This is a genomic window from Mesorhizobium sp. M0862, assembly GCF_040319795.1.
GTDB lineage: Bacteria > Pseudomonadota > Alphaproteobacteria > Rhizobiales > Rhizobiaceae > Mesorhizobium.
The window spans coordinates 1-2,949 of the sequence record NZ_JAMYOJ010000052.1 but is presented as its reverse complement, the minus strand read 5'-3'; the positions used below and the strand labels follow the sequence as shown (position 1 = coordinate 2,949).

The window sequence follows — 2,949 nt, the reverse complement described above, 5'->3', positions numbered from 1 at the left end:
CTTGCCAACACTCTCTCGCAAGGGCCGATAAGCGATACCGTTGCCCACAACATGGCACGCAATGGTCTGCTGCAAGCAGCGCGTTGCAATGCCGAGGTCGTGCAAGCTCTCGGTCTTGGAAAGCGGATCGCTGCCCGATGGCAAAAGGCCAATGCCAAGTGTCTGGCCGCCAACCGGAAAGCTGGGGACGTGGCAGGTGGGCTGGGTGCCATTTCAAAGTCGCTGCGCGTGCTGCTGCAATCGGCCATTCTTGCCGTCGGTGCGTACCTTGTCGTCAGGGAAGAGGCTACGGCCGGGGTCATGATTGCCAGTTCGATCATGATGGGGCGTGCGCTGGCTCCGGTCGACCTCGCCATTTCAAGCTGGAAACCCTTCCTCATGGCGCGCCAGGGTTGGGCGCGGCTGGAGGACCTCTTGGAAAAGGTTCCTGAAACCGCTCCTGTTATGCTAATGCCTGCACCTGAACGCGAACTGCGCCTCGAAAGCGTGACAATCGTTCCGCCCGGTGAAAGCAAGCCGACCGTGACCGGCATTGCGTTTGCCATTCAGGCGGGAAGCGCACTCGGGGTCATCGGCCCGTCGGGCTCGGGCAAGTCGACACTCTCGCGCGCCATCGTCGGCGCATGGACGCCGGTCGCCGGGAAGGTTCGCATCGACAGCGCAAGCCTCGATCAATGGGACCGGGAAGCACTAGGCCGTCACATCGGCTATCTGCCACAAGGTGTTGAATTGTTCGATGGCACCATTGCCGAAAACATCGCTCGTTTTGAACATGATCCTGACCCTGAGGCTATTGTCGCCGCGGCGAAAGCAGCGGGCACGCACGAACTGATCCTCCGATTTGAGCACGGATACGAAACTCCGATTGGTGAGGCCGGATCGGCACTTTCCGCCGGGCAGCGCCAGCTTATCGGTCTTGCCCGGGCCCTTTATCGAGACCCTTTCCTTGTCGTGCTGGATGAACCCAATGCCCATCTCGACGCGGAAGGCGAGGCTGCAGTCGTTAATGCGATCGCCTCCGTGCGCGAGCGCAAGGGCATTGCGGTTGTCGTCGCCCATCGGCCGAGCGCCATCCGCGCCGTGGATTTGGTGTTGGTGATGGAAGGTGGACGGCAGCGATCATTCGGTGCGCGTTCCAAAGTCCTGAAGGCCATCGAGTCTACACAGGATCACGTGGCAGAGCGCGCTGACATGGAGGATCCCGGTGTCCGGCATTCATCAGAACAATGACGTTTCGAGTCCATTCGCCGGCACCTGGTGGCGGGCCTTCTGGCGAGCGTGATCTTTGTGGCAGGAGCCGGAGCCTGGGCGACCTTCACGAATCTCTCCGGTGCGATTGTAGCGTCCGGACACTTTGTCGTCGTTTCCTAGTGAGAAGATACAGCACCCGACTGGCGGGGTGGTGGGAGAAATCCTGGTGCGCGAAAGCCGGATCGCAGCCGATCTGGCGACGGATGAAAAACCCGGCATTTCGTACTACCTGGTGCGCCTGTCGGTTCCGATCTCGGCTCGCGCGAACGCGCTCCCTAACGTTCCATTGCTCGCAATGGGCAGTGCCGGCGCGACTCGGCAACACAGCCCCATGCCCGTTCTTCCGAGGGCGGCCCAACCAGAACGACCGGTTACAAAGTTTCCTGGACCGTTCTTTGAGTGTGAATGTTCGGGCCGATTGCCTGGGCGCGTCCCCGCCGCCTGCGAGCCCGCAACTGCTCAGCAGAAGCGCGAAGTGAACGAGAATGCATCCATTTCGTAAATGTATGCCTATCCAAGCAATCGATTTCTCAAATTGTCCGATGACGAATATGAACGCGTCAGGCAGGGGCATCACTAGGAGTATTTTCAATGGCAAAGATTATCGAAGGTGGCCCGAGTTCCGAAACACTCCTCGGCACCGAGCTTGAAGATTGGATGGAGGGTTTCGCGGGCAATGACTGGATTGACGGTCGTGGCGGCAACGACGAGATCTCGTCTGGCCAGGGCAGCGACCGAGTCATTGGCGGCCAGGGTAACGACCGCATCTTCGGCGGAGATGGCTGGGACGATCTCTCCGGCGACAACGGCCGCTTCAACGCGCGCGTCTCCGGTGAGGACAATGACAGGCTTAGCGGCGGTCCCGGCCAGGATGTCCTCTACGTGGGTGACGGCCAGGACACGTTGACCGGGGGCACCGACAGTGACACGTTCGTGTTCCAGTTCCACAATCCGGTGCCCGGGGTTGTCGGGTCGACGTCGGACATTACCACTATCACCGATTTCAACCCGGCGGAGGACAAGTTCGCCTTCGATGCGGTGGGCCTCTACAACGATGGTTTTGGCGCGAACTTCGTCAACAACGCCAGCATACAGTCCGGCTACCCGGTGAGCAGCTTCTACAGCGGTGCGGCCTCGGGTGCGAACGGCGAACACGTCGTGGTGATCACTGGCGAATCTTTCAACTCTGCTAATGAGGCGGCGAGTGCGATCTCCGGCGAGCACGCCGGCGACATCATTGTCTACCAAAGCAGCTACACCGACAGACTCGCAACTCTGGCCTATGTCACCGCCGACGGCAGCGCGCACGAGTTCGCCCACCTGGGCGGTGTGGTCACCGTGGCCGACCTAGGCCTGACCGCGTCCGACTTTACCTTCGTTTGATCCAGAAAACCCATGCGGAACCGCGCCCGCCCCGCCCCCCCGGGCGGGCGCTTCCCCGTTTCCGCTACTTGCCATGGGCCGGGGCGCCTGGGAGCAGTCAGCGTGTACAGTGACGAAGCCCTGCGCGTCGCGCTGGTCGTGGACCGAAATCTCCTGAAGGTGTGGAGGCGGAAGCCTGTTCGGGCCCTTGCGGCCGACCACGATGAATCCCTTCCAAACCTTCAGCCGGACGGTGTTGTTGACCCGCTCCATTAAATGCCGGGACCAAACATATTCGGCGGGAGCACTGATCCTGAACCAGCGAGCGGATGCAGT

At 61.0% G+C, this 2,949-nt stretch carries 2 protein-coding genes and 1 pseudogene; all 3 read left to right on the top strand.

Annotation, left to right across the window (positions count from 1 at the left end):
• Window positions 1–1,230 (top strand): type I secretion system permease/ATPase (locus NKI15_RS31860; RefSeq protein WP_352888175.1); only part of this gene is annotated, 1,230 nt, incomplete at its 5' end.
• Window positions 1,205–1,452, top strand: a pseudogene (locus tag NKI15_RS31855) (HlyD family type I secretion periplasmic adaptor subunit); the annotation flags it as partial. The gene NKI15_RS31860 and the pseudogene NKI15_RS31855, both read left to right, overlap by 26 nt.
• Window positions 1,453–1,842: 390 nt before the next feature.
• Window positions 1,843–2,634, top strand: a complete 792-nt coding sequence (locus tag NKI15_RS31850) for a calcium-binding protein (RefSeq protein WP_352888172.1) — start codon at window positions 1,843–1,845, stop codon at window positions 2,632–2,634.
• The last annotated feature ends 315 nt before the right edge of the window (window positions 2,635–2,949 follow it).

Bases quoted from the DNA above. Each gene is read 5' to 3' on its own strand.
- NKI15_RS31850 (WP_352888172.1), top strand. From the start codon at position 1,843: ATGGCAAAGATTATCGAAGGTGGCCCGAGTTCCGAAACACTCCTCGGC.